Below are 20,716 nucleotides of genomic sequence, written 5' to 3'. Positions count from 1 at the left end.
CATCGGGGTAGAGGGCGGCACACCGCCCTACTGGTTATTTAACCAGTTTATTATAACAACGCAGTCAGCGATGCCAACTGAGAAATCTCCAGCGTTGGGAGCAGACGCGCATCATCGATATGCATCAGATTGCCACCGCGTAAATTGATCCAGCAGGCCTGCATCCCGCAGCGCACTGCACCGGCAACGTCGGTGGTGAGGTCGTCACCCACGTGCAGAATGCGTTCCGGTGCCAGATTCAACCGTTCTGCGGCAGTGTGGTACATATCCTGATACGGCTTGGCACGGCCATCGGGGCCCGCGCGCAGGATAAACTGGAAGTATTTATCCAGCCCAAACAGATGCGGCTCAGCGTTACCGTTGGTGATCGCCACCAGAGGAATACGCTCTGCCAGTGCCGCCAGCGTTGCATGGTTTTCATCAGAGATGGTGATTTTGCTACGCCATTCAGCGAATACGGACATCACTTCGCGCGAGCCGTCGGCCGCCTGGGCGGGAGCCAGCCCCACATCCAGCATCGACTGCTCAACGGCGCGACGCCGCCACTCGCTGACATCATGGTAGATCTCCGGTTCGGCGAGCAGCAGTCGCTGACGCACCTGCTGATACTGCTCCACGCTATAATCTTTTAGCGCCGGATGATGTGCCTGTAATGCGGCGTGAGATTCTTTTGTGGTTCGTGCGATAACCGGATAATTGTCGTACAGCGTATCATCGAGATCGAAGGTCATCGCCGCGATCGGACGCGGTGGTCGGTAAAAATGCATCAGGTCTTTCCTCGTTTCGCACGGGGATGTGCAGCGTCGTACACGGACGCCAGGTGTTGGAAATCAAGATGGGTATAAATCTGGGTGGTTGCCAGATTGGCATGCCCAAGCAACTCCTGCACTGCGCGCAGATCGCCGCTGGACTCCAGCATATGTGTCGCAAATGAATGGCGCAGTTTATGGGGATGAACGTGGCTGGACAGGCCCTGCTTAATACCCCATTCGGCAAAGCGCTTCTGCACGTTACGCGCGGAGATACGTTTGCCCAGTTTAGACAGGAACAGCGCGTTGTCCTGCGGTGAGAACAGCTCCCGCAGCGCCAGCCAGTGTTCCAGCCAGAGTACCGCCGTTTTCCCCATCGGCAGGCGGCGTTCTTTACTGCCCTTACCGGTTACCCAGACTTCGCCGGAAGCCAGCTCAAGATGGTTTATGTCAATGCCGGTCAGCTCAGAGAGGCGCAAACCCGCGCCGTACATCACTTCCAGCATGGCACGATCGCGCACCGCCAGCGGGTCGTTGAGATCGATTTCCAGCAGTTGGTTAACTTCATCGACATCGATGTTCTTTGGCAGGTGTCGTGGCGCACGCGGCGTGGCAACGCCTTTCGCCGGATTGGCCTGAATCGTTCCCTGGCTAATCAACCAGTCGAGGAAGCTACGCAGTGCAGAAAGACGCAGAGCAAGGCTGGCAGTCTTCAGTCCGCTGCGGCTGCTGCGGGCGGCCAGCGTACGAACCAGTGCAGCATCAAGGCGTGTCCAGTCCGTGACTTTTAATGCATCCAGCAGTTCAACCACCACCGTTAGCTGCCGACGATAGTTAATCAGGGTCAGAGGGCTAAGCTGGCGTTCAACTTTCAGGTAACGCAGAAAGCCCTCTACGGCAGGAAGCAGGGGCGATTCACTGCTCACGCGCGCTCAATCCAGCGCGATAACAGATCGGGGAGCATTAGCGACAGATGCTGGAGCAGTACCGTTCCCATGCCGCGCTGGTAGTGCTGCTTATCGCGGCTGCTGAAGATCAGTACACCAAGATCGCCACGCTCGCCGAGCAGCGACATCGCGACCGATCCCACGGCTTTCGCCTGCGGGAGCAGCAGCAGCAGCTCAGGCCCGTTAAGATTGCCAAGGTAGTGGTTCTCTTTACCCAGCCGCTGAATACGCACCGATTCAAATGCCGGTCTTGGCAGCGCAAGCTGAGTGAAATCAGACGGCGCACCAATACGCCATTGTTCGCTAAACAGTCGGATATTCGCTCCCGCCAGCCCAAGTTCACGCGCCCACAGATGCAGACGATTCAGCATGTCCTGCAGGCTTGATGCCGAGGCCAGCCGTCCCTGTAGGGTGAACAGACGCTCGAACAGCTGCTGGTTCGCGCTGGCCTGCTCCATCAGCAGGGTGATTTCTTCTTCAAGCTGATGAATATGGTTGCGCTGCCGCGCCAGCTGCCACTCCACCAGCGAAACGGTACCGCGGATCGGATGCGGCACCATCATCTGCTCAACCTGGCGGGCATTGCGAATAAAGAAGTCTGGATTTTGCAGCAGGTAATCGCCAACAAGGCGATCGTCCAGCAGCACTTCGCTGCTGTCCTGTTGTGGCTCCCCGACAGTTTTCATAGATGAATAAACCCGTCGTAAACGTGAGTGGCTGGCCCGGTCATAAACAGCGGATGCCCCGGCCCTTTCCAGGCAATGTTTAGCGTGCCGCCCGGCAGGTCAACACGCACTTTCTCTGACAGCAGCCCCTGCTGAATACCCACCGCGACTGCCGCACAGGCTCCGCTACCGCAGGCCTGGGTTTCACCCGCGCCGCGCTCATACACGCGCAGGCGAATGTGCTCGCGGTTGACCACTTCCATAAAGCCGACGTTCACGCGTTCAGGGAAGCGTTCATGGCTTTCCAGCACCGGTCCCAGCGTTTCGACAGCGGCGGTCTTCACGCTATCCACCTGCAGGACGCAGTGTGGGTTACCCATCGACACCACGCCACACATCACGGTCTGTTCTGCGGCCCGCATCAGGTAAATGTTTTCGGCTTTATTCGCGCGGAACGGTACCTGCTGAGGCTCGAAGTTAGGCTCGCCCATATTCACGCAAACCAGTTCATCCTGATTCACGCTCAGCACCATACGGCCCGTTTGCGTACTGACGCGAATATCGCTTTTATTCGTCAGGCCTTTTAAGCGAACGAAGCGGGCGAAACAGCGTGCACCGTTGCCGCACTGGGCGACTTCGCTGCCGTCAGCGTTGAAAATGCGGTAATGGAAATCGAGATCGGGATCGTAAGGCGGCTCAACGATCAGCAGCTGATCGAAGCCGATCCCCAGATTGCGATCCGCCAGTCGACGGATCAGCTCAGGTGAGAAGTAAACGTTTTGCGTAACGGCATCGACCACCATAAAGTCATTGCCGAGACCGTGCATTTTCGAGAACTGCATTTTCTGCTCCGCCGAGTGTGTCATAGTTTACTGGACCGGTTTAACATCCTGCCCGGAGGTCGTGGCAGGAGATGACACGCTGCTGCCGGACTGCGTCGGCGAAGAGGTCTGAGTGGCCTGCGGTTTGCTCGTTTCGTCTGCCGGGAAGTAGAGCGGCCCTTTGAGTCCGCATCCCGCCAGGCTGACAACGGCAAGTAACATTGCCAGCTGGCAAATAGCTTTTTTCATTCTCATTCTGCTCGTAAAAGATACCCGTTGCTGTCTATCATCGCAGGTGAAGACTGAAAAGCAACAGGAAAAGCAGAATCAAATTGGATGAATGCCAGCGGCCTCAATGCATCTGATAGCGCTGGGGATAATCGCTGCTGATTTCACTGTTCGGCACGGCAGCGCAAAGCTGAGTCAGCGTCTGGCTGCGGAAGGGAATCACCTGGAATCGCTCTTCAACCTGAACAATTTGATAGAACTGCGGCAGGTTAAAGTTAATAAAGCTGGAGCCGTAGGTGAAACGATCGTGCGATGACGAATAGAAACGGCTGACGTCACGCACCAGCTCTTCCTTGCTGCCTTCGCAGTGGTGATAAACCTCCACCCGATTGGTTTCATCCAGGATATAGATATTGAAGCCGTGATCGTCGAGTGTATCTTCGAAGAAGAACTGGATAATGCCTTCGCTGGCATAGCCATTGACCACCGCCGGCAGCCGGGTCTGATTCGTTTCAACCTTCAGCGACAGGCCGTGAAGCTTGTTGTTAGAGATCGCACCGTAAAATTCAACGGCATTTTCCAGCTTCTGTACCGAAACGCTCAGGCGCTCAAAGAACAGTCCCCATGTCTGCCCCGCCACGCGCAGCGCTTTGAAGCGACCTGGCTCTTGGCGAGTGCTGGAAAGCCGCAGCTCAACGCACTCTGAAACCAGCTGTTGAACACGGGTACGGATCAGCCCACGCAGGTGCTGGCTGTAGCAGAAGACCTCTACCGCATCCGGCGGCGCGGCATCCTGATGCATTTTGCCCAGAATGGTTTTCAGCGCCTCAATCATCGCCTGCTCGCCGTTAAAGTGCAGCGTACGCACTTCATTCCACGAGTTGCGATACAGCAGATCGACACTACCAACCAGACACTGCTGCTCAGCACCAAAGCTGAACACATCCAGCTTGCGGAAATCAAAGTGAACCACCTGATTACGGAAGGCCGAAGTCGGGTCGTATTCCAGGTTAACGATGATCGCCAGATGGCGGATCTCGCAGGGACTGTAGAGCGCTTTTGGCGTTGGCGCTGGCAGGCGCAGCGGGAAATGGTGCGATACATCGGCAACCAGCTCCTGCAGGCGGGCAAGATCACAAACCTCGTTGCCCTTCATATGCAGCCGCGTTTTGCTGGTCAGCAGACCGTTAAACCACGCCCACGCCACCAGCTTGTTCAGATAGCGGTTATATTCCAGCGGCTGATGGCTGATGATGGAACTCATGTCCGGCGACTGATTGTACAGATACCAGCCCGCGCGGTTGGCGCGGCCGTTCGGGACATGGATAAAGGTCAGATGCTGCTCGGACAGATCGGGAGAGATCTGTGGATTGACCAGCGTCACCTTACCCGGTAATGCTTCGAAAGCGGCATAAAGCTTACGCGTTAATACGCCAATATCCTGCGGACTGGCGCTGACGCTGAGATTATTACGGCGGGCAAAGCGGATCAGGTTGCGATAACTCTGCATCATCGCATCCAGTAATTCATTATGCGCCTCGCGCACCCGGCCGATTTTCCAGTCGGCCCGGCTATCCAGCACCTCAAGACGCTGCGTATCCCAACCCCATTCTGTTACCAGCTGGCTGAGTATTTCCCGACGCCAGCCGGAGTGCTCAGTCTCCTGAGACAGTTTCTCACACACTTTGAGGTAGAAACATCGGCGTACCAGGTCAAGACGCGCATGGTCGTCAATGCTAATAAGGTAACGTGTGACTCGCTCCAGCATCATGCAGTACGGGTCCAGACCGTAGGAAACGATCTCGCCATCGTGCAGGCGCTGTTTAATGTCCATCGCCAGCAGACGAGTATCCGGGTATTCCCACGAATACGCTTCCAGTAGCAGCGTTTTCAACACGGCCTTATAAGGGGAGTCAATGCTCTTGTACAGCTGCCACAGGCTGGCACCAAAGTACTCTTCCGCCGACAGCGTACCCAGGCCACCGAGATCCAGCCATTCGTTCGGCGTCAGCACGCCCTGCTGATACAGCGACATCACATAGTCGTCGTAGTGCTCTTCTTCCTCACGCGGCACCATATTCCACAGAATACGTTTCCCCGCCATGCGGACCGCCGTGCGGTAAAACTCATCCAGCAGCAGAATGTGTTGGGTTGAACCGCAGTCCTCGCCGCCGAGGCTGCCACTTTCGTTGTGGCGGAAGCGGTTTTCATCAATCAGGAAGAAGCTGACCTCAACGCCCATCGCCGCACACCAGTTTTGTAGCAGCGTGCATTTTTTCTGCAGGGCCAGACGCTCTTGATTGTCCAGCCACGACTGGTGGCAGACCCAGATATCAAGATCGGATGTGGCATTTTGCCCGACGGAAGACGTGCTCCCCATGGAATACACCCCGGTAATCGGCATTTCGCCGCGCGGAGGTGCGGTCACGGAGCTGTCTGATTTAACTTGCAAATCATTAAGATAGACAAGTTGATTTTCATCAGGCGTGTAGAAGCTGATGCCATGTGGAACGTTACCCTCAAGGTAACCCGGCATCAGCGGATGATGATAATGTAGTAAGGTCGGCAGCAGACTGTAAACCTGTTGGAACGCAGGTCCCATCGCAGCCAGTGCGCGATCGACGCGCAGCTGGTTAATGGCATCCAGTCTCTGTTTCAGTGTCTCAATGTAGAGGTACAAGACGTCTCGCCTGATTATCCCAGTGCTTACACCCTTAGAGAGAAGGGTATACAAGAACTCTTTTTTCCAAAATCTGCCGTTTGCTTTAAAAATAGTCGTGCAGATTATTGCTGGAAACGTGATCAATCTAACATCAGACAGATTGACCGTAAAGAAAGTTGCGCTAGTTAACAGTTTAGCACATTTTTGCGCCAAACCATCACGATGCTTCTCCAGACGGTCGTTTAAATGCTATTCACTGACAGCCTTCGCGGTTAAATGATAGGATAATCAATGAACGATCAAAACGGTATTGAGCATGTCAGACAAAATTTTAAGAATAGCAACCAGACAAAGCCCCCTGGCCTTATGGCAGGCAGAATATGTACAGCAGCGCCTGATCGCCTGCCATCCCGGGCTGCGCGTTGAGCTGGTGCCTATGGTTACACGCGGCGATGTGATCCTTGATACCCCACTGGCTAAAGTGGGCGGTAAAGGGCTGTTCGTTAAAGAACTTGAGCAGGCAATGCTCACCGATCGCGCCGATATCGCCGTGCATTCAATGAAAGATGTACCGGTTGAATTCCCGGAAGGGCTGGGCCTGGTGACCATCTGCGAGCGTGAAGACCCGCATGATGCTTTTGTCTCTCATCATTATGCTTCCGTTGATGCACTGCCACATGGCGCGATTGTTGGCACCTCAAGCCTGCGCCGTCAGTGCCAGATTAGTGCCCGTCGCCCGGACCTGGTGATCCGCTCTCTGCGCGGCAACGTCGGTACTCGCCTGGGCAAGCTGGATGCCGGTGAATATGATGCCATTATTCTTGCCGTAGCCGGTCTGAAGCGTCTTGGGCTGGGCGATCGAATCCGCCAGGTTATGCCCGCTGAAGAATCGCTGCCCGCCGTCGGTCAGGGTGCAGTCGGCATTGAGTGCCGCCTTGACGATACCGAAACCATTAGCCTGCTGGCTGCACTGAATGATGCAGATACAGCCTGCCGGGTTCGTGCCGAGCGAGCAATGAACACGCGTCTGGAAGGCGGTTGTCAGGTGCCGATTGGCAGCTATGCGGTGCTGGAAGGGGATCAACTATGGCTGCGTGGCCTGGTCGGTTCACCGGACGGCAGTCGGATGATTTGCGGTGAGCGTCGAGGCCCACGCGGCGATGCAGAACAGATGGGGATCTCACTGGCAGAAGAGTTGCTGGACAACGGCGCCAGGGAGATTCTGGCTGAAGTTTATCAGGGAAATCCGCCAGCATGAATATCCTGGTCACCCGCCCGTCACCGGCCGCTGACCAACTGGTCAGCAGGCTGCGTAGCCGCGGGCAGGCTGCCTGGGCGTTCCCTCTGATTGAATTCACTCCGGGGAGTCAGCTCGATCTCCTTCCCTCGCGGCTTGATGCACTCAGGCCAGACGATCTGGTCTTTATCCTTTCCCAGCATGCCATTCACTATGCTAATCCGGCGATAACGCAGGTTGGCAAGACCTGGCCCGCCAGTCTGAACTATTATGCAATAGGCCGTAGCACGGCGTTAGCGATGCACGCGGTAAGCGGACATTCGGTCGTCTGGCCGCACGAGCAGGAAATCAGTGAAATTTTGATCCAATTGCCTGAGCTTCAGCAGGTCGCCGGCAGGAAAGCGCTAATACTGCGCGGTAACGGTGGCCGTGAATTGCTGGGGGAAACTTTGCATAACCGTGGCGCTCAGGTAGAGTTTATTGAATGCTATCAACGCTGTGCAAAGCATTATCACGGTGCTGAAGAAGGCCGCAGATGGCGAGATCGCGGGATTGATACGCTGGTGGTGACCAGTGGAGAAATGCTGCAACAGCTCTACGCCCTGTTTCCCGTCATCGACCGGGATGCATGGTTATTGCACTGTCGGCTGGTGGTCGTCAGTGAACGTTTAGCCACTCTGGCCAGGGATTTGGGCTGGGCGAACGTCTGTGTCGCCGGGGGTGCCGATAATGACGCGCTGCTGCGCGCACTGGACTTATACTCTTAAGATTTCGCGAGCGGGAAGATTAAGGTATATCACACTTAAATATGGGATGAGCCATTATGACGGAACAAAAAGATTTCTCCGCCATGGTTGAAGATGTTACCCCTGCGGTTAAAGACTCAACCTCCGGGCAGCCGCCTTCGGATAAATCAAAAAATCACGGCGTCGTTTTAGGCGCGGTGGCAATTGCCATTGCATTAGCGCTGGGTGTCGGCCTGTGGCTGAATGGCAAACATCAGGCTGCACAGCAGGAAGAAGCGCGCCAGGCGCTTGCCGCTCAGATTGCCGATTTGCAGCAGCAGTCTACTCGCGATAAACAGTCGCTGATCGAGCAACTTTCGGCGCAAACCAAAGCGCTGGATACCGCTCAGCAACAGCAGGCCGCACTAAGCCAGCAGTTGGATGAACTGAAACAAAAAGTGGCAACTATCTCCGGAAACGATGTGCATACCTGGATGCTGTCACAGGCGGATTATCTGGTCAAAATGGCTGGCCGCAAGCTGTGGAGCGATCAGGATGTCACAACGGCGGTGGCGCTGCTGAAAAGCGCCGATGCCAGCCTGGCCGATATGAACGATCCGAGCCTGCTCGAGGCACGCCGTGCACTCACTCACGATATCAGCACTCTTTCCGCACTCAGCCAGGTTGACTATGATGGCATCATCCTCAAGCTGAACCAGCTGTCTAACGGTATTGATAATTTGCGCCTTGCCGATAATGATAACGACGATGCACCGATGGACGCGAACAGTAGCGAACTGTCGTCATCTTTGCGCGAATGGCGGCAAAATCTGGTAAAAAGCTGGCATAACTTCATGGATGATTTTATTACCATCCGTCGCCGCGATACCACCGCAGAACCCCTGCTGGCACCAAACCAGGATGTCTATCTGCGTGAAAATATCCGTTCCCGCCTGCTGATTGCCGCACAGGCCGTGCCGCGTCACCAGGATGAAATCTATAAACAGTCGATTGATACCGTGTCCGGCTGGGTTCGTGCCTGGTATGACACTAACGATGCCAATACCAAAGCCTTCCTCGAACAGCTGGATGAACTCAGCCAGCAAAGCGTCTCAATGGATGTTCCTGACTCACTGGAGAGCCAGCCGCTGCTTGATAAGCTGATGCAGACACGCGTGCGTAGTCTGCTGGCACAGCCCGCCGTAACTCCGGCCACTCCACAGCAGCAGGGAGAATAACGATGTTAAAAGTTCTTCTACTGTTTTTGCTGTTGATTGCCGGTGTCGTTCTCGGCCCAATGATCGCGGGTCATCAAGGTTACGTGTTGATTCAGACCGATAACTGGAATATTGAAACCAGCGTGACCGGCCTGGTGATTATTTTGATCCTGTCACTGCTGGTGATCCTCGGTATTGAGTGGCTGCTGCGCCGTATTTTCCGCACCGGAGCCCGCACCCGTGGCTGGTTTACCGGCAGGAAACGCCGCAGTGCGCGCCGACAGACCCAGGCCGCACTGGTGAAACTGGCGGAAGGCGACCATCAGCAGGTTGAAAAACTGCTTTCGCGCAATGCCGACCATGCAGAACAGCCGATGATCAATTATTTGCTGGCGGCTGAAGCAGCACAGCAGCGCGGTGATGAAGCACGAGCCAATCAGCATCTTGAACGTGCTACCGAGCTAAATGATGGCGATCCGCTGCCGGTAGAGATTACCCGCGTGCGTATTCAGCTGGCGCGTAACGAGGATCATGCCGCGCGCCACGGGATCGATCGTCTTCTGGAGATCGCCCCGCGCCATCCGGAAGTGCTACGCCTGGCGGAACAGGCCTATATCCGCACCGGTGCCTGGAGCGCGCTGCTGGATATTCTGCCTGCGATGGAGAAAGTGAAGCTCGGCGATGACAACCATCGTATTGCTCTACAGCAGCAGGCCTGGCTGGGCCTGATGAATCAGGCAATGGCCGATCAGGGCAGCGATGGTCTGAAACGCTGGTGGCAAAATCAGAGCCGTAAAACGCGGCATGAAACTGCACTGCAGGTGGCAATGGCGGATCATCTTATCGTCTGTGACGACCATGAGACCGCGCAGCAAATTGTGCTGGACGGCCTCAAACGCCAGTATGATGAACGCCTGGTGTTGCTGATGCCGCGCCTGAAGTCCGGTAATCCAGAGCAGCTGGAAAAAGCCCTCCGCCAGCAGATCAAGCAGCACGGTGCCACGCCGCTGCTCCACAGCACGCTGGGGCAGCTGCTGATGCAGCACGGTGAGTGGGAACAGGCCAGCGAAGCCTTCCGCGCTGCGCTACAGCAGCGGCCTGATGCGTTTGACTATGCATGGCTGGCTGATACCCTGGACCGCCAGCACAAGCCAGAAGAGGCCGCGGCAATGCGCCGGGATGGTCTGCTGCTGACGCTGAAAAATAATTCCTGAGCCGCGGCTGAAGCGTCACGGACTCTTCGTTGTGGCGCTGCTGTTTCGGGTTGATCAAACCGCTATCTTTCTGAGATAGCGGTTTTTTTTCGCTTAGGGCAAAAAAAACACCTGCCCGAAGACAGGTGTAACGATCAGGTCGGTTAAGACAACCGATTGGTACCCGACTCAACGTTGTGCCCTGGATTCCAATAAGGCGTTAGCGATATTGGCTGGCTGGACAACGGGTACCGTAAAGTGGCTCTGCGTCATTCCCAGGTTTATGAAGCATCAGCAAACATAAGGGGTGGAATGAGCATCTACAGTTATAGTGTTGCACAGCCTGTGCCAGAATGGCACTTCCATAATTCCTAATATTCTATTGCTATGATTTTTATCACTTTTAATGTCTTTTTTAGCATTACGTCATCTCCACCACCGTCGCCAAAAGCGGACACCAGCCTTGATAAAGCGTCTCCAGATGGAGACAACCATTGCATAGTTAGGTAAATCTATTTAAAAACAATGCATTAAATGTCTCAAGTTGGAGACAAAAAGCAAAATTAGTGAGAACAGCAAATATCATTGGATAGGGGAATGTTTGTATAGAAGAGAGTGTGCACGCCACTGGCTCAATCCGATATGGACGAAATACAAATGTGTATCGCCTGAGTACTCGATAAAGAGTGGTGCGAACGAAAATAGCAGTATGGCTGGTATTATTAAGAAGGGGGAACCATCAGATAAAAATGACTAAATTGAAAACGAAAAAAAACCTGCTTTTTCAAGCAGGTTTCTTAATTGGTCGGCGAGAGAGGATTCGAACCTCCGACCCACTGGTCCCAAACCAGTTGCGCTACCAAGCTGCGCTACTCGCCGAACTGTACTACCTTACTGCATCGCCCAAAACCCTCAGGCTTTAGGCAAAAACCCCGCTAACGCAGGATTTTAAAATTGGTCGGCGAGAGAGGATTCGAACCTCCGACCCACTGGTCCCAAACCAGTTGCGCTACCAAGCTGCGCTACTCGCCGAGTACTGCTTCACTTCACTCTAAAGATTTTGTGGTGCGAAGAGAGGGACTTGAACCCTCACGTCCGTAAGAACACTAACACCTGAAGCTAGCGCGTCTACCAATTCCGCCACCTTCGCATTCAACAAAATCTGGGGTGGCTAATGGGACTCGAACCCACGACAACTGGAATCACAATCCAGGGCTCTACCAACTGAGCTATAGCCACCACAACTACTTCCAACTACGTACTTCTTATAACGCGGTAATGATACCACCGCAGCTCTTGCGCACAAACTTAATGGCGCGCCCGACAGGATTCGAACCTGAGACCTCTGCCTCCGGAGGGCAGCGCTCTATCCAGCTGAGCTACGGGCGCGTAGCGCCGTTGCGGATGTGCATACTACGGATAGGAGCCTTACCTGTCCAGTGCTTTTTTCACAAAAAAACGCGTTTGATTACGCTTTGTGCATTCCGTCTAAACTCGCAGCATTTTTCCGCCTTTTCGGACGGAAAAACCACGGCAGCAACGAATTACCGTCGCAATTTATCCAGAATTAAAGATCGCCTTTCCAGTGATAGTTGAGATATTTCAGCAGTCTGAGCTGGCGTTTAAGACGCGACGGTTGTGAAAGTAAGCGATAGAGCCACTCCAGACCCATTTTTTGCCAAATTCTGGGGGCGCGTTTAACGTGGCCGGTAAACACATCGTAGGTGCCCCCCACGCCCATATACAACGCATCCGGATAAAAAGCCTTGCAGTCACGCATTAGCAGCTCCTGCCGAGGCGATCCCATTGCCACCGTGACCAGCTTTGCTCCGCTGGCAACGATACGCGCCAGCAGTGCATCGCGCTGGTCAGGCGTGAAATAGCCATCCTGCGCCCCCACAATATTCACATTCCACTGACGGCGCAGTTTATCCTGGGTTTGCTCAAGCACGTCAGGGCGCCCGCCAATCAGAAATACCGGCGTACCCTCGCGCCCGGCCCTCTCCATGAGTGCTTCCCACAGGTCGGCCCCGGCAATCCGGGATACCTGAGCCTGCGGGTACTTCTTACGAATCGAACGCACAATGCTGATGCCGTCGGCATAGCGATATTCGGCAGCGGTAATGAGATTAAAGATTTCGGCATCATTTTCCGCCGTCAAAACCTTTTCCGCATTGATCGCTACCAGCGTTCCACTCTTCAGCTTTCCATCCTGATTGAGGTAATCAACAAACTCCGCCATATCGCGAAACCCGGCCAGCGACAGGCCACGAATTTGATACTGCGGCACGGTTACAGAGGCATGCATGGTATTTACCTTAAGTCTGAAATCAAAACGGCCCGCTTGCCGCATCCGGCTGTGCGGCAAGCGGGCGAATACCGGTACGGTCGCGGACTAAGCCCGCGCTATCCAGTAACCAGTACAGCAGCTTCGCCACCACCACGCAGACCGCAAAAATGACACAGAAGAACACCACTCTGGAAGCAAACGCATCCAGACCTTCTCGCGCCAGTACAATCATGTTAAACACCGCACCAAAGCAGAAGCTTTGCAGGATCGCGGCCTTATAGCGGTTCTGTTCCTGCTGGCCTTTTTCATACAGCCAGTCAAACCATTTAATAATCAACCCGACCGCAACGGCACCGAGTGGAATAAACAGCGCGCCGCCCATGACCAGCAGTGAGCCAATAAGCGTCGGTGATATCGCCAGACCGGAGTGGTTATCCAGCACTTCCCAGGTAAAGTAGTTCGCACTGTTCAGCACCAGTGACGGGCGACCGTGCCACAGCCAGCTGGGAATGAATACGTAGAAATCCCGTACGATCGGTGCCAGCCCCTGGAAACTGATTTTGTCGTAGTTTTGCAGCAGTAACCCCAGATTCTCCCACGGCGAGAACGTATCGCGGGTGAGGTAGAGGAAGGTGTAAAACGCCTCCGAGCCGCTCACATCCAGGTTATAGCGTTTCAGCGCCAGCCAGAACATGCCGACAATACCGCCGACGCCCGCCAACACCAGCATCCACAGAGTGATCCAGCCGCGGATAATGCCGATAAACAGGAACAGGGCGAAGGCGATAATAATGTTGGCGCGCGTACCGCCCACTATCACATAAGTCAGCAATCCGAAGGCAACGGTACTGACTAAAAACAGCAGCCAGCCGCGAAAATCCTGCTTCAGGAAGTAGACCACCAGCATCGCCGGGATAAAGAAGTAGAAGAAGCGCTTCAGGGCAACGCCCGAAACATCCGCCGAGAAAATCTGACTGTAGCTGTGCAGTTTGAACAGCAGGAAGCCGTTGTGCATGAAGAACACGCTGACCGTGCCCAGCGCGACCAGCGCCAGCAATATCCAGCTCAGGTTCGCCTCGACCCGGTTGATGGTGAACACCTGCCGCGGTGGCCTGGTGCTGCGCGCGCGCAGCCGGGTTTTATAGCTTACGTAGTAGATGGCATAGAAGCAGCTCGCCGCCAGCAACGCCTGTAGCAGGAATTCCGGCGGCACCACGGCGACGTTAAAGCCAAACACCAGCACGCTGGTAAACGGAAAGCCAAAGAAGAAGGTCAGCAAGAACAGCAGCGAGAAGAAAACATTAAAATTGAACCGCACCCGGCGAAACTCGCGCCAGGTCAGCGTCAGGATAAATCCAGCGCCCAGCAGCCAGACCACCAGCAGCCCGGAAAATTCTAATAAGCTCATACGCTTTCTCCCTCAACCAGCCGCAGCGCCTGCTGCCAGCCCGCCAGATAGCCCGGTTCAAAAAAGGCAATCTGCTGCTTATCCATCAGGCTCAGCTGCCGCTGCGCTTCGCTGACCGTCGCGGCATCCAGCGCGTCACCAGTAAACAGTACCGGCACCTGCTGCTCAACCAGATCCTGCCAGAACGGGTTTTTACGATTCAGGACAAACGGAATGTTGGCCTGAATCAGCAGACACAGCGTGCCGATCCCCTGCTGGCGTTCAAAGATAAACCAGCCGAGATCGCAGCCGGAGATCAGCTGCAGATAATCACTGAATTCAATTTTCTCCGTCAGCAGCTGTACCTGACCGGAGGTAAACAGCGCATCGGCTGCAGCACGCACGCGGGAGATATAGACGTCATTATTCGCCGGATAGCCCAGCGGCACGACAACCTTCACTTCATCGCCGAACTGCTGATGGATCTCCTGTAGTGCCTGGATATGCCGGTTGCTGGCATCACCCGAGTTGCCCAGCAGGATCGTCAGTGGGCCTTGATGAGGCTGAGCGACAGGGACGTTCTGCGCCAGGCGCGTTGGGAAATAGAGCAGCGACGCGGGCACGCGCGAATGGCGCTGATGGAAATGATTGATGTCACCCCGTGTAGCAAACACCTGCGCCACACGCTTCTGCGCCTGCCGACGCAGCAGATAGAACAGGCGGAATTTCAGGCTGGTCGCATCCTCGTACAGATCCGCTCCCCAGATATGCCAGTAGAGCTGTGAACGCGAAATCTTCCCCGCCAGCAGCGCCAGCCAAAGCTTGGGGTTAAACTGGCCGTGGCAGAAGAAGCGCGTCTCACGCTGGCGACGAGCCAAAGTGATAACCGCTTCGGCCAGCGCGCTTTTATCGGCGAACACGCGAATTTGCAGCCGGGGATACTGCTCAGCCACAGAGGGCTGGTTTGACACCAGCCAGAACTGACGCGGGGCCGCCGTGGGCACCACGTCATAAATTACCTGGTTAAAAAAGCCCAGAACCGTCTGATTATGATGCGGTATATCCGAGCCTAAAAGATGGATTACTGTGGTCATTATCGTCTACGGTAGAGAGTAAATACGCCTGCACAGAGCGCAAAGTAAGCGATATAGGTCGCCATATATGCCTGCGCCGCCCCTGCCGCACCGTGCAGCGGGATCAGCCAGCGGGAAAATCCAGTGAGCAGGATAAACTGGCTCACTTCGGTCAGAATGTAAAAACGCAGTGATGCCTTCGCGATCACCAGATAGCCGAAGACGTAGCAGCCGACCTTCAGCACATCGCCAATCAGCTGCCAGACAAACAGGTCGCGCATGCCGGTAAACTGGCTGGAAAACAGCAGCCATATGGCGAAGTCGCGCAGCAGCCAGACGCAGAAACTGGCCACCATTACCGCCGGGAGAACAAAGCGCAGCGCGCGAATGATCTCCCGAGAAATATCCGCTTTATTCTCCAGTCTCGCCAGCGTTGGCAGCAGCCAGACGCTAAACGAAGCGGTAATAAACTGCAGATAAGCGTCGGAGATGCTGCTCACCCCCTGCCACAGCCCTACCTGCTCCCAGCCCGCATGTTCCTGTAGCAGATTCCGCATCATCACCCACGCTACCGGCAGCGTGACGGCGGTAATCAGCGCCATCACCGTAAACTTGCCGAGCTGACGGGCATACTGCGGCTGCCACACCGGTAGCAGATAGCGCATCGGCAGATGGTCACGACGGGCCAGCACCGCCATCGCCGGGATCATCACCAGCGCAGGCACCATCGCCAGCCCAACCAGCGCGCCGCTGTAGTCGCCCAGCCAGTAGCAGACAAACCATGCCGCCACGCCGATGATGCTGCCCACAATCAGCGCCAGCGCATTACCGGCCGCATCGCGGAAGCCTTTGACGATCGCCAGCGCCAGGTTAGCCCAGGCGATGCCCAGCTGTAAAAACGCCACGATGCGAATCACCTGCTGGTACTTCACATCATCAAACAGCGCCTGGCTGATGGGGGCGGCAAACAGCAGGAAACCGACCGCCAGCAGCAGCGAGAACCCGAGAACCATCGCCGACGCCGTGCCGGTCACCGCACGCAGCTCCGCTGGCTGCTGCTGATGCTGCGCCACCAGTTTGGTCACGCCGTTGAAGATCCCTGCCCCTGCCAGCACGCCCAGCACGGTAATCAGCTGGCGGAAGTTACCCGCCTGCCCCACGCCCGACGGGCCGTACGACACCGCCAACATCTTCACCACCAGCAACCCGGCAGCAATCTTAATCAGCGTGGACGCGGCAGTCCACACGGAAGCTCTGGCCAGAGACATATCAGGAAAGATAGCTGCGTAAGGAGCCAATTACCGTTTTCTGATTATTATCAGAAAGGTTATAGAACAGCGGCAGCCTCAGCAGGCGGTCACTGTCCTGCTGGGTATAGCGATCGGTACCGTGGAAACGGCCAAAGCGCTGCCCGGCAGGCGAACTGTGCAGCGGGATGTAGTGGAACACCGCCATGATTTCGGCCTCTTTCAGCCAGGAAATCAACGCGGTACGGTCGTCGTTATCACGCAGCTTCAGGTAGAACATATGTGCGTTGTGCTCGCAGTCTGCCGGGATGCCCGGCAGAGAGATCCGTCCACGCGCGGCGAACGGTTCCAGCGCGGTGTAGTAGTTTTGCCAGAGGTGTAAACGCTGCTGGTTGATGCGCTCCGCCGCCTCCAGCTGCGCCCAGAGATAGGCGGCCTGCAAATCGGCCATCAGGTAGCTGGAGCCGATGTCGCGCCAGGTATATTTGTCCACCTGCCCACGGAAGAACTGGCTGCGGTTAGTGCCTTTTTCGCGGATGATTTCCGCACGCTCAACCAGCGCCGCATCGTTAATCAGCGTCGCCCCACCCTCGCCTCCGGCGGTGTAGTTTTTTGTCTCATGGAAGCTGAAGCAGCCAATATGACCAATGGTGCCCAGCGCGCGGCCTTTATACGTCGACATCACGCCCTGCGCGGCATCTTCAATCACCCAGAGTTTATGCTTCTTCGCCACGGCCATAATGGTGTCCATCTCGCAGGCCACGCCCGCATAGTGGACCGGCACGATCGCCTTAGTGCGCTCGGTGATCGCCGCTTCAATCAGCGTCTCGTCAAGATTCATCGTATCCGGGCGCACGTCGATAAAGACAATGGTGGCACCGCGCAGAACGAAGGCATTGGCGGTAGAGACAAACGTGTAGCTCGGCATAATCACTTCATCGCCGGGCTGGATGTCGATCAGGATCGCGGCCATTTCCAGCGAGGCGGTACAGGACGGGGTCAGCAGCACCTTACGGCTGCCAAACCGCTGTTCCATCCACTGCTGGCAGCGGCGGGTAAAGCCGCCATCGCCGCACAGCTTACCGCTGCCCATGGCCGACTGCATATATTCAAGTTCAGTTCCCACCACCGGTGGTGCGTTAAACGGGATCATGGCGTTTTCCTGTATAACCAGTAGGCGGTACGTTCAATCACGCCACCGCAGCGAAGATAGAGGCGCAGCGCTGCAAGGTTACCCAGCTGCGTTGCAACGTGAAGTCGGGTCAGACGCCGGGCGCGGCACCAGTCATTTGCCGCATCCATCAGCCGCTGGCCAATCCCTAATCCCTGATAAGCGGGCAGCACGGCCAGTAGCCCAATGCGCGCCGTCCGATCTTCCAGCTCGCGCAGAGAGACAAAGCCCTGCATGGCGCCCTGCTCATCCACCGCCAGCAGGCACAGATGGTCGAAAGTGCCGCGAACGGCGTTCTCAATCCACTGCGCGTAGAAGCGTCCGCTGTCGCCCGCAGCAAACCAGGGCGCGCGAAAGCGGCTCCAGATAAAGGCTTCACTCGCCGCCTGCCGCAGGGCCGGAATATGTTCGGCGCGGGCGATGCGAATACCGGTTGGGCGCTCGGCGGGGGTGATGCCCAGTACGCAATCGGCCTCTCCCTCCACCATGCTGAAACCCAGGACGCTGAGCGCATCCAGCTCGGCACTTTGCTGTGCCAGCACTTTCACCTGTACCAGCGGCCAGTCATCCAGTGCGGCGATATCCAGCGGCGTTTCGCCCTGCAATTCCAGCAGGGCACTTTGCTGACCGAAAAATGCATTTTCCCAGGCGAGAGGTTTAAGCGTGGCAAACATACGCACCTCCACGGGCAGGAAAAGCGAGCGGGTTAATCATCGCCACACGCCTTTGGTATCGACGATATAGCTCTGCTGCACGGCTTCCGGCCTGATGGCTTTAAACTGGCGGTGATCGACCAGCATCACCAGCACATCTGCCTGCTGAAGCGCATCGTCCAGCGCCAGCAGCGTGACCTTATCGCGCAGTTTTTCCGGTAGCTGGTGTATGTGCGGCTCCACCACCAGCGTACTGCCCTGATGCCAGTCGGCAATCAGTCGGGTGACCTGCATCGCAGGACTTTCCCGCAGATCGTCGATGTCCGGTTTAAACGCCAGACCGAAGCAGGCAATTTTCAGGTCGCTGGCACGCTTATCGCTGGCCATCAGGCACTCTGCTACCCGCTGCTTCACCTGTTCCAGTACCCAGTGGGGTTTAGCATCGTTGACTTCACGCGCGGTGCGGATCAAACGCGACTGCTGCGGGTTTTGCGCGACAATAAACCAGGGATCGACGGCAATACAGTGGCCGCCGACGCCCGGTCCCGGCTGCAGGATATTCACCCGCGGATGGCGGTTAGCCAGGCGGATCAGCTCCCAGACATTAATCTGCTGCTCGGCGCAGATCAGCGAAAGTTCGTTGGCAAAGGCGATGTTAACGTCGCGGAAGCTGTTCTCGGTGAGTTTGCACATTTCCGCGGTGCGGGCGTTGGTCACCACGCACTCACCTTCAAGGAACAGGTTGTACAGGTCGCAGGCACGCTGCGAGCTGGTGGCGGTCATGCCGCCGATGACCCGATCGTTTTTAAACAGCTCAATCATGACCTGCCCCGGCAGCACACGCTCCGGGCAATAGGCAATGTGGATATCCGACGCGTCGCCCGACTGCTGCGGGAAGGTCAGATCGGGACGTTCGCCGGCCAGCCACTCGGCCATCTGCTCGGTGGCACCGACCGGCGAGGTGGACTCCAGGATCACCAGATCGCCTTTCTTCAGCACCGGCGCAACCGAGGCCGCAGCGGCACGGACATAGGACATATCGGGCTGATGGTCGCCCTCGAACGGCGTAGGAACGGCGATCAGAAAAGCGTCAGCGGGTTCCGGCCGGGTGGCGGCACGTAAGAATCCCCCCTCAACGGCGGTTTTCACCACCCGATCGAGGTCAGGTTCAACAATATGGATTTCACCACGGTTGATGGTATCCACTGCGTGGGCATTAACGTCAATGCCGATAACCTGCTTCTGGCGTGAGGCAAAAGCCGCAGCGGTTGGCAGGCCGATATACCCCAGGCCGATAACTGAAATGGTGTTGAAATTCATAATGTAATCCGATTATTTTTTAATGCCTGCACGATGCGCTGGCAGGCGAGCCCGTCGCCGTAGGGATTATGTGCGTGACTCATTGTTTGCCAAGCTGCTTCATCGGTCAGCAGGCGGGTCACTTCACTGACTATTTTAGCGCCATCGGTCCCCACCAGCCTGACCGTACCGGCCTCAATCGCTTCGGGACGTTCAGTGGCGTCGCGCATCACCAGCACCGGTTTACCCAGCGACGGCGCTTCTTCCTGGATGCCTCCTGAATCGGTGAGGATCAGCCAGGCCCTGTCCATCAGCCAGACAAACGGAAGGTACTCCTGCGGCTCTATCAGAATGATATTGTCGATGCCTTTAAGGATGCGATTCACCGGCTCGCTGACGTTCGGATTGAGGTGGACCGGATAAACAATTTGCAGCTGCGGATGCAGACGGGCGATTTCAGCCAGCGCGTTACAGATACGCTCAAAACCACCGCCAAAGCTTTCCCGGCGGTGTCCGGTGACCAGCAACAGCTTTTTATCGGCATCGAGAAAAGGGTATCTGGCCGCCAGACCGTTTCGCAGATTTTCATCGCTTAGCACACGATCCCGCACCCAGAACAGCGCATCAATGACCGTATTGCCGGTAACAAAAATACGCGAGTCAGGCAGATTTTCACGTATCAGGTTCTGCCTGGAACGTTCGGTCGGTGCAAAATGGTAGCTGGCAAGGTGCCCGGTCAGCGTGCGGTTAGCCTCTTCAGGCCAGGGAGAGTAGAGATCCCCGGTGCGTAAACCCGCTTCAATATGCCCAACGGGGATACGGTGATAAAACGCCGCCAGGCTGGCAGCCAGCGTGGTCGTGGTATCACCATGAACCAGCACCACGTCCGGGGTAAAATCGGCAAATACCGTTTTCAGCCCCTCCAGGATACGGCTGGTAATTTCGGTCAGCCCCTGTCCCGGGCGCATGATATTCAGATCGTAATCCGGCACCAGTGAGAACAGATGCAACACCTGATCCAGCATTTCGCGATGCTGGGCAGTAACGCACAGGCGGGACTCTATTTCGTGATCCTGCGCCAGCGCATGGACCAGCGGGGCCATTTTAATTGCCTCGGGGCGCGTGCCAAAAACCGTTAATACTTTCACCGTC

Annotated in this window: 18 protein-coding genes and 5 tRNA genes; 4 read left to right on the top strand and 19 right to left on the bottom strand. The window is 56.1% G+C overall.

The features are described from left to right. Window positions 1-50: 50 nt before the first annotated feature. The 6 genes from yigB to IBT47_RS20830 form a co-directional block, all read right to left on the bottom strand. On the bottom strand, window positions 51-767 hold the full coding sequence (gene yigB, locus IBT47_RS20855) for a 5-amino-6-(5-phospho-D-ribitylamino)uracil phosphatase YigB (protein WP_105595150.1): 717 nt from the start codon (window positions 765-767) through the stop codon (window positions 51-53). Next, complete coding sequence (gene xerC / locus IBT47_RS20850) at window positions 767-1,675, bottom strand: tyrosine recombinase XerC (RefSeq protein WP_200562723.1); 909 nt, start codon at window positions 1,673-1,675, stop codon at window positions 767-769. The genes yigB and xerC overlap by 1 nt, the downstream gene beginning before the upstream one ends. Then, a complete protein-coding gene (locus tag IBT47_RS20845) occupies window positions 1,672-2,382 on the bottom strand; it encodes a DUF484 domain-containing protein (protein ID WP_200562721.1) in 711 nt (236 codons plus the stop codon). Before IBT47_RS20845 ends, xerC begins: the two co-directional genes overlap by 4 nt. Further along, window positions 2,379-3,203 (bottom strand): diaminopimelate epimerase, encoded by an 825-nt coding sequence (dapF, locus tag IBT47_RS20840; protein WP_105595188.1) that lies wholly within the window; start codon window positions 3,201-3,203, stop codon window positions 2,379-2,381. The genes IBT47_RS20845 and dapF overlap by 4 nt, the downstream gene beginning before the upstream one ends. 27 nt (window positions 3,204-3,230) lie before the next feature. Next, on the bottom strand, window positions 3,231-3,431 hold the full coding sequence (locus IBT47_RS20835; protein WP_200547541.1) for a lipoprotein: 201 nt from the start codon (window positions 3,429-3,431) through the stop codon (window positions 3,231-3,233). Window positions 3,432-3,534: 103 nt separating this feature from the next. After that, window positions 3,535-6,090 (bottom strand): class I adenylate cyclase, encoded by a 2,556-nt coding sequence (locus IBT47_RS20830; RefSeq protein ID WP_200562719.1) that lies wholly within the window; start codon window positions 6,088-6,090, stop codon window positions 3,535-3,537. Window positions 6,091-6,388: 298 nt separating this feature from the next. Here IBT47_RS20830 and hemC point away from each other — a divergent pair, with 298 nt between their 5' ends. Genes hemC through hemY form a run of 4 tightly spaced genes read left to right on the top strand, consistent with a single transcriptional unit; the run spans window position 6,389 to window position 10,465 of the window. Then, a complete protein-coding gene (gene hemC / locus IBT47_RS20825; protein ID WP_200547539.1) occupies window positions 6,389-7,330 on the top strand; it encodes a hydroxymethylbilane synthase in 942 nt (313 codons plus the stop codon). Further along, the gene (hemD, locus tag IBT47_RS20820) at window positions 7,327-8,076 is read left to right on the top strand and encodes a uroporphyrinogen-III synthase (protein ID WP_200547538.1); all 750 of its coding nucleotides are present in this window, start codon (window positions 7,327-7,329) and stop codon (window positions 8,074-8,076) included. Before hemC ends, hemD begins: the two co-directional genes overlap by 4 nt. 56 nt (window positions 8,077-8,132) lie before the next feature. Further along, on the top strand, window positions 8,133-9,272 hold the full coding sequence (gene hemX / locus IBT47_RS20815; protein ID WP_200562717.1) for a uroporphyrinogen-III C-methyltransferase: 1,140 nt from the start codon (window positions 8,133-8,135) through the stop codon (window positions 9,270-9,272). 2 nt (window positions 9,273-9,274) lie between these two features. Continuing rightward, window positions 9,275-10,465, top strand: coding sequence for a protoheme IX biogenesis protein HemY (gene hemY / locus IBT47_RS20810; protein WP_105595142.1), 1,191 nt, complete (start codon window positions 9,275-9,277; stop codon window positions 10,463-10,465). 781 nt (window positions 10,466-11,246) lie between these two features. On the opposite strand, the gene IBT47_RS20805 is transcribed toward hemY, so the two are convergent. From IBT47_RS20805 to wecB, 13 genes are all read right to left on the bottom strand, one after another. Then, a tRNA-Pro gene (locus IBT47_RS20805) sits at window positions 11,247-11,323 on the bottom strand. 76 nt (window positions 11,324-11,399) lie between these two features. Continuing rightward, window positions 11,400-11,476, bottom strand: a tRNA-Pro gene (locus IBT47_RS20800). A gap of 31 nt (window positions 11,477-11,507) precedes the next feature. After that, window positions 11,508-11,594, bottom strand: a tRNA-Leu gene (locus IBT47_RS20795). 13 nt (window positions 11,595-11,607) lie between these two features. Continuing rightward, window positions 11,608-11,683, bottom strand: a tRNA-His gene (locus IBT47_RS20790). 73 nt (window positions 11,684-11,756) lie between these two features. Next, window positions 11,757-11,833: transfer RNA gene (locus tag IBT47_RS20785), tRNA-Arg, on the bottom strand. A gap of 178 nt (window positions 11,834-12,011) precedes the next feature. Further along, entirely contained in the window at window positions 12,012-12,752 is a 741-nt protein-coding gene (wecG, locus tag IBT47_RS20780; protein WP_105595141.1) for a lipopolysaccharide N-acetylmannosaminouronosyltransferase, read from the bottom strand. 22 nt (window positions 12,753-12,774) lie between these two features. After that, on the bottom strand, window positions 12,775-14,142 hold the full coding sequence (gene wzyE / locus IBT47_RS20775) for an ECA oligosaccharide polymerase (protein ID WP_105595140.1): 1,368 nt from the start codon (window positions 14,140-14,142) through the stop codon (window positions 12,775-12,777). Then, window positions 14,139-15,215 carry a TDP-N-acetylfucosamine:lipid II N-acetylfucosaminyltransferase gene (locus IBT47_RS20770; RefSeq protein ID WP_200562715.1) on the bottom strand — a complete coding sequence of 359 codons (1,077 nt, stop codon included), beginning with the start codon at window positions 15,213-15,215 and terminating at the stop codon, window positions 14,139-14,141. The genes wzyE and IBT47_RS20770 overlap by 4 nt, the downstream gene beginning before the upstream one ends. Further along, entirely contained in the window at window positions 15,215-16,462 is a 1,248-nt protein-coding gene (gene wzxE, locus IBT47_RS20765) for a lipid III flippase WzxE (RefSeq protein WP_200562768.1), read from the bottom strand. The genes IBT47_RS20770 and wzxE overlap by 1 nt, the downstream gene beginning before the upstream one ends. A gap of 1 nt (window position 16,463) precedes the next feature. Then, the gene (rffA, locus tag IBT47_RS20760; protein WP_200562713.1) at window positions 16,464-17,594 is read right to left on the bottom strand and encodes a dTDP-4-amino-4,6-dideoxygalactose transaminase; all 1,131 of its coding nucleotides are present in this window, start codon (window positions 17,592-17,594) and stop codon (window positions 16,464-16,466) included. Continuing rightward, window positions 17,591-18,286, bottom strand: a complete 696-nt coding sequence (rffC, locus tag IBT47_RS20755) for a dTDP-4-amino-4,6-dideoxy-D-galactose acyltransferase (RefSeq protein WP_234472025.1) — start codon at window positions 18,284-18,286, stop codon at window positions 17,591-17,593. Before rffC ends, rffA begins: the two co-directional genes overlap by 4 nt. Window positions 18,287-18,322: 36 nt before the next feature. Then, window positions 18,323-19,585, bottom strand: coding sequence for a UDP-N-acetyl-D-mannosamine dehydrogenase (gene wecC, locus IBT47_RS20750; protein ID WP_200562709.1), 1,263 nt, complete (start codon window positions 19,583-19,585; stop codon window positions 18,323-18,325). Next, window positions 19,582-20,712: a non-hydrolyzing UDP-N-acetylglucosamine 2-epimerase gene (wecB, locus tag IBT47_RS20745; RefSeq protein ID WP_200562707.1), complete on the bottom strand. Its 1,131-nt coding sequence runs from the start codon at window positions 20,710-20,712 to the stop codon at window positions 19,582-19,584. Before wecB ends, wecC begins: the two co-directional genes overlap by 4 nt. Between the last annotated feature and the right edge of the window lie 4 nt (window positions 20,713-20,716).

It is taken from the genome of Erwinia sp. S43, assembly GCF_016624745.1.
Lineage (GTDB): Bacteria > Pseudomonadota > Gammaproteobacteria > Enterobacterales > Enterobacteriaceae > Erwinia > Erwinia coffeiphila.
Note: the sequence above shows the minus strand (reverse complement) of the source record. Positions and strands in the feature narration are given on the sequence as shown.

Coding starts and splice junctions, on each gene's coding strand:
- yigB (WP_105595150.1), bottom strand. CDS start 767: ATGCATTTTTACCGACCACCGCGTCCGATCGCGGCGATGACCTTCGAT.
- IBT47_RS20845 (WP_200562721.1), bottom strand. CDS start 2,382: ATGAAAACTGTCGGGGAGCCACAACAGGACAGCAGCGAAGTGCTGCTG.
- dapF (WP_105595188.1), bottom strand. CDS start 3,203: ATGCAGTTCTCGAAAATGCACGGTCTCGGCAATGACTTTATGGTGGTC.
- IBT47_RS20835 (WP_200547541.1), bottom strand. CDS start 3,431: ATGAAAAAAGCTATTTGCCAGCTGGCAATGTTACTTGCCGTTGTCAGC.
- hemC (WP_200547539.1), top strand. CDS start 6,389: ATGTCAGACAAAATTTTAAGAATAGCAACCAGACAAAGCCCCCTGGCC.
- hemD (WP_200547538.1), top strand. CDS start 7,327: ATGAATATCCTGGTCACCCGCCCGTCACCGGCCGCTGACCAACTGGTC.
- hemX (WP_200562717.1), top strand. CDS start 8,133: ATGACGGAACAAAAAGATTTCTCCGCCATGGTTGAAGATGTTACCCCT.
- hemY (WP_105595142.1), top strand. CDS start 9,275: ATGTTAAAAGTTCTTCTACTGTTTTTGCTGTTGATTGCCGGTGTCGTT.
- wecG (WP_105595141.1), bottom strand. CDS start 12,752: ATGCATGCCTCTGTAACCGTGCCGCAGTATCAAATTCGTGGCCTGTCG.
- wzyE (WP_105595140.1), bottom strand. CDS start 14,142: ATGAGCTTATTAGAATTTTCCGGGCTGCTGGTGGTCTGGCTGCTGGGC.
- IBT47_RS20770 (WP_200562715.1), bottom strand. CDS start 15,215: ATGACCACAGTAATCCATCTTTTAGGCTCGGATATACCGCATCATAAT.
- wzxE (WP_200562768.1), bottom strand. CDS start 16,462: ATGTCTCTGGCCAGAGCTTCCGTGTGGACTGCCGCGTCCACGCTGATT.
- rffA (WP_200562713.1), bottom strand. CDS start 17,594: ATGATCCCGTTTAACGCACCACCGGTGGTGGGAACTGAACTTGAATAT.
- rffC (WP_234472025.1), bottom strand. CDS start 18,286: ATGTTTGCCACGCTTAAACCTCTCGCCTGGGAAAATGCATTTTTCGGT.
- wecC (WP_200562709.1), bottom strand. CDS start 19,585: ATGAATTTCAACACCATTTCAGTTATCGGCCTGGGGTATATCGGCCTG.